Origin of the sequence: Lewinella sp. (assembly GCF_050633125.1) — a bacterium.
Lineage (GTDB): Bacteria > Bacteroidota > Bacteroidia > Chitinophagales > Saprospiraceae > Lewinella.
Genome location: NZ_JBOEFX010000040.1, coordinates 1 through 6,356 on the forward strand (window position 1 = coordinate 1; position 6,356 = coordinate 6,356).

Genomic DNA, 6,356 nt, shown 5'->3' on the forward strand with positions numbered 1-6,356 from the left:
ACATGATAACTACTTTGGATGCTGATGGTAGTATTTGTGTTCCCTGTATGGGGGTGCCATTGGATTGTACAAACGGTCCCACGACGACGTTGCCTTGTGACGATGGCGACCCTTGTACTGTTGGTGAAACGATCACGATGCTAGATTGCGATGGTAGTATCTGTATTCCTTGTGGTGGTGGTATAATTGTCGATTGTTCAACAGGCCCCACTACGACGCAAGCTTGTGACGATGGCAACCCCGCTACAATCAACGATATGATAACCATCCTTGATTGTGATGGTAGTATCTGTGTGCCTTGTATGGGGGTACCTGGTGATTGTAGCAGTGCTCCGACAACCACACTGCCCTGTGATGATGGTGACGATTGTACCTTCAATGACATGATAACTACTTTGGATGCCGATGGTAGTATTTGTGTTCCCTGTATGGGTGTGCCATTGGATTGTACAAACGGTCCCACGACGACTTTGCCTTGCGATGACGGTGATCCTTGTACAGTAGGCGAAACGATCACGACGCTGGATTGCGACGGTAGTATCTGTATTCCCTGTGGAGGTGGCACGCCATTAGATTGTGCTAGTGGCCCATCGACGACTTTGCTTTGCGATGATGGTGATCCTTGTACAGTAGGCGAAACGATCACGACATTGGATTGCGATGGTAGTATTTGCATTCCATGTGGGGGCGGCACGGTAGTAGATTGTACCAGCGGTCCATCGACGACCTTCCCTTGTGACGACGGCGATCCTTGTACAGTAGGTGAAACGATCACTACATTGGATTGCGACGGTAGTATTTGTATTCCCTGTGGTGGTGGCACGCTATTAGATTGTAGCACTGGCCCATCAACGACGTTGCCTTGTGACGATGGTGATCCTTGTACAGTAGGCGAAACGATTACGACATTGGATTGTGACGGCAGTATTTGTATTCCCTGTGGAGGTGGCACGCCATTAGATTGTGCTAGTGGCCCATCGACGACCTTCCCTTGTGACGACGGCGATCCTTGTACAGTAGGTGAAACGATTACGACATTGGATTGTGACGGCAGTATTTGTATTCCCTGTGGCGGCGGTACGATAATAGACTGTAGCACCGGCCCCTCTACGACTTTCCCTTGTGATGACGGCGATCCCAATACAATTAACGATACCGTAACCATTCTTGATTGTGATGGCAGCATTTGCATCCCCTGTATGGGAGAACCCGTAGACTGTAGCAATGGCGCTACGACAGTGCAAGCTTGTGATGATAATGACCCTTGTACGATCAATGACCAAGAAACGGTCCTTAATAGCGATGGTACGGTCTGTATTCCTTGTACTGGAGCCCCTGCGCCATGCGGCACGGATGGTAGTTGTGAGCAAGTCTTACCTTGTGACGATGGCGACCCTTGTACCATTAATGATGTAGAAACCATTCTATTGTCGGATGGTAGTATTTGCGTGCCTTGCGCCGGAATCGTTATTGACTGTAGTAATGGCCCGACTACGGTGCAAGCTTGTGATGATGGCGATCCCAATACCTTCAATGACCAGGAAACGATTCTTAACTGTGATGGCTCTATTTGTATTCCTTGTTTGGGAACACCATGTAACCTTGATCTGGCGCCGGTAGTCAACACGACCAACGAAAGCTGCTTTGGAAACAACGATGGCAGTATTGGTATCGAATCTGTAACTGGCGGACAGGAACCCTACTTGTTTTCGCTCAATGATGGTGCTTTTGTCACAGATGTACTTTTTGTTGACCTCTCGCCAGGAGCATATAGTCTGACTATTCAGGATGCTGAAGGGTGTGAGTCTACTACGAATATTAGCATTTTACCAGCAGACAACCTCTTCCTGGATTTAGGTACAGATGATGAAGTTGTACTGGGAGATAGCATTCAGTTATCTTTCACGACAAACGCTGTGATTGATACCGTGATCTGGACTTTCGACGAGAGCCTTAGTTGCACGGATTGTCTGGAACCTTTTGTGTCTCCTGAACAACAAACTATCTATACTGTTACCGTGATTGACCAAAACGGATGTATAATAAGTGATCAGATTCGTATTCTTGTAGACAGAACGGAACGCATCTACATCCCGAATATCTTCTCGCCTAATGACGATGGTGTAAACGACATCTTCGTGGTTTATGCGGGTGCCAATGTGAAGATCATCCGCAATTTCCAGATTTATGATCGTTGGGGAGGAGCGGTGTTTTCTAAAAGCGATATTCCGGCCAACGACAGCCAATCTGGCTGGGACGGAACTTACCGAGGAGAGGGCGTAAACCCCGGCGTATACCTCTACGTAGTAGAGTTTGAACTAGTAGACGGCACCTTCCTGACCAAGAGAGGAGAAGTGGTGGTGCTGAAATAGGAGGAACAGGTAGAATTTGGCATTTTAGGCCAAATTCTACCTGGGGTTATTAATTGACGATTAGTGACAATGTTACTATTTTCGTCGCTACAAATGAAGTATTGTTTTTGACGACCTAGTTGGGGAAAATTAAATTTTAAGTGGATAGGGTGTTTGCGCCTTATGCATTGATCATATTTGAAACGACCTTAATTTTTTATAACAAATTGTAATCTTATGCGACAAGCGAATTTTACGCTAAAAAGAGCATGGCAATACGGCCTAGGCTTATTGCTCATGCTGGCAGTCCCGCTTTGGGGTACTGCACAAATTGTACAGCCCACATCGGGCTCGATAACACTCACTGCTGGAACCGACTTCTTTGGCGGAGAGTCTTACACAGACTCTGGTGGTAGTGGTGCAAATTATTCAAACAATGAAAGTGGCACGGTTGTCTTATGTGCCAATGCAATTGATCCTATTTACGTTGCTTTTACAGCCTTTGATACGGAAAGTAATTTCGATCCTCTCACTATTTCGGGGGCAACTTCCGGTAATGGTACTTACTCTGATGTTTCTACCTTAGGAAATATTCTGGTAAACGCTGGTGGCTGTATTACCTTCGCTTTCTCTTCTGATGGTTCTCTTGTCAGATCAGGTTGGCAGGCAACGGTAGAGATTGGTACACCGCCACCACCACCACCAGTTATTATTCATGCAGCGCAAACGCTTACTGCAGGAGTAGATTTCTTTGGAGGTGAATTGTATACCGACTCTGGAGGCCCTGGTAGTAACTACAGTATTAATGAAAACTCTACGACTACGCTTTGTGCGGCAGCTGGTGGAACGATTAGTCTTACTTTCTCCAGCTTCAATACAGAGTCTGGTTTTGATGATTTAACTGTAACGGGTGCTGCTTCGGGTAATGGTATTTACGATGATATTGCCTTACCTCCTGTAATTACCTCTACCGTAGGTGGTTGTATTAATTTTGTTTTTGTCTCAGATGGTTCTATTACTAGACCAGGTTGGGCAGCAGAAATCGAAGTATCTGCGCCACCTGCGACCGCAGACATTACCTTCTGCGTAGATTTGACCTGTGAGGCGAACCAAGTTGGTTTTGCTGCTCAAGCGATTGGTTTTGATTTCAATGGCTTCAATTCGGGCTCTACGCCCTTGGCAAATACTGGTAATAATATATGGTGTCGTACAGAGACTTTACCTGTCGGAGAAGTACGCTATAATTTCTTCTATGCAGCTGCCGCTGGTGCTGGTGGCCCTGAAAACCTTGCTGGTCTGAACGGAGAAGCTTGTACAAGTACCGTTAATGGTGAGGTGAAACGTTCTTATACGGTCGTTGCCGGTCAGAATGAAACGGTAACCTATGCGTGGGAAAGCTGTGATGAAGCGGCGGTATGTTTGACCGATATTGAGTTTTGTGTAGACTTTAGCTGCGAAGCTGACGAAACTGGTTTTGCAGCTCAAGGGTTACAGGCGAGCTTTAATGGCTACAATTCTGGTGGTTCACCTTTGATGAATACTGGCGATAACATCTGGTGTCGCACAGAGTCATTACCTGCTGGAGATATCCGCTTCGGCTTTTTCTACGCTTCTGCCAATGGAGCATTCTCGGAAGATCTTACGGATCAAGAAGGATGTGCTAGCTCTGGTGGTGGTGGTTGGAAGCGCGACTATACGGTTGTAGACGGTGTGTCTGAAACGCTGACCTATGCCTTCGGTAGCTGTGATGAAGCATCAGACTGTGCTGAGGTATTGACAGAAATTGAATTCTGTGTAGATTTTGAATGTGAAGCTGACGAAACTGGTTTTGCAGCTCAAGGGTTACAAGCCAGCTTTAATGGTTACAACTCTGGTGGTTCACCTTTGACGCGTGTAGGTACTACTACCACTTGGTGTCGTACAGAATTACTGCCTGCTGGAGATATCCGTTTCGGCTTTTTCTATGCTTCTGCGAACGGAGCGTTCAGTGAAGACCTTAGTGGTGAGGCCTGTGCTACCAATGGAGCTGGTGGTTTCAAGCGCGACTATACTGTTGTAGAAGGTACGCCAGCAACGTTGACTTATGCTTTCGGAAGTTGTGTTCCAGAAGCAGATTGCGGTGTGCCGGGTGCTAGTGTCGAGTTCTGTGTAGATGTAACTTGTTTGCCAGATGTACAGGATGTAAGCATCTTTGGTGCATTCAACAGTTGGTGTGGAGCTTGTAATTACCTATCCGATGATGATGGTGACGGAATCTATTGTGGAACGATCTTCCTTCCTCCTGGTGACCAGGAATACAAATTCCTCTTCAATGGTATGGAAGAACAATTTGATCCGGGTGCTCCATGTACAGTATCTTGTTGTGATGATCAGTTTACCAATCGTGTTATTACGGTGGTTGATGGTGTAGACGATAGCGTAGCCTTTGGCTTTAATAGCTGTGACGCAACTTGTACGCCTCCTCCGGGAGCGAATGTAGAGTTCTGTGTGGATATCGGTTGTATCATGCCTACAGGTACGGTAAATGTGTTTGGTATTTTCCCTAACTCGACTTTTGATCCATTCGCTAACCCAATGATGCCAGAAGAAGAAGGAGGAAGTATTTTCTGTACAACGGTATTCCTTGAGCCTGGCGATGTAGAATTCAAGTTTATCATCAACCCAGGTATGGCGAATGAAATCAATGAGAATTTCAATGTAGGTGACCCTTGTACTGTTTCTTGTTGTGAAGGTCAGTTCACCAATCGTGTAATTACGGTAGTTGATGGGGTAGATCAGAATACTTCTTACGTCTTTGACGTACCGTGTGAAAGCACCTTCGATGAGCCAACGGTAGAATTCCCTGCATTGTCGGCTTTATGTGATGCTGAATTCAGCTATACCTTTACTGGCGGAGCTACGCCAGAAGGCGGCGTATACAGTGGAGAGGGTGTTACCGATAATGGTGATGGTCTGACTTTCGATGTAGACCTAACTGCTCTAGCAGCAGGGGAATACACGGTTACGTATACCCTGGCGGGTGAGTTGGAGTGTGTGTACGAAGCAACCTCAACCTTAGTTGTAGAGGATTGTGGCTTTGATATCACTGATCCTTGTTCTTGTAATGACGATGCTTCACCAATCATCTTTGATGCAGGTGCGGGTGTTTATACCAATCCTAACGACGGCACCTTTGGTGAAATCGTAGCGATTACTGGCCCAATGGGTGCTGCTTTACCTGCTGGTTTTGACTTCAGAGTGATTAGTGCTACTGGCGCTATTGGTGTTGCTGCAGGCGATGCTTTGACTTACGATGCCAACATGCATTACTCTATCGCTTTTGACCATGCCGATGATGTTGGATACACCCTTGTAGTTGACCAATACATCAATGGCCAGGCAGTAGGATTCAATTTCATGATTAGCAATGCTTGTGCTTACCCAACACCAGTATTCGATCCTGAATTAGATCCGATTTACTGTAATTTCGAAGGTGCTATCACGCTTGGTGGCACTGATGATGACGATGTGAATGGACCAGCAGTACCTGATGGTGTAACTTTCACTATTAATGGAGTTGATGCTACTGTATTCGACCCAACGGCTTTGCCTTCTGGTCTTAATACCGTAGTGATGACCTACATTGGTGCCGATGATGGCAACGGTGGTATTTCTCCTGATGGAGGAACAACACCTGCTTACCGGGGATGTACACAGACCGTAGAAACAGTGATTGAAGTAGAAAACTTCGGTCCTGCTTGTATTGGTGATCTGAATGTAACCCTAGGTACTGAATGTACGACTAAGATTAGCCCTCAAATGGTATTGACGGGTAACTACGATTGTGCAGACGAGATCATTGTTACTGTTGATGGTGGTAACACTAACACTATCTCTGGTTGTGGTAGCCATACTTATTCTGTAGACGTATTCGTTGCCGGTGAACTAGTTTACACCTGCTGGGGCGACATTTTTGCTGAAGACAAGACCGATCCAAAGGTAGCGTGTCCAGCAAACACGAGCAGT

General features: G+C 46.2%; 1 protein-coding gene and 1 pseudogene. Both read left to right on the forward strand.

Features of this window, described 5'->3' with window-relative positions:
* A partial coding sequence (locus tag ACRBG0_RS10090; RefSeq protein ID WP_431486774.1) for a gliding motility-associated C-terminal domain-containing protein occupies positions 1–2,372 on the forward strand: 2,372 nt, incomplete at its 5' end.
* Between the two features lie 216 nt (positions 2,373–2,588).
* Positions 2,589–6,356 (forward strand): annotated as a pseudogene (locus ACRBG0_RS10095) (hypothetical protein); the annotation flags it as partial.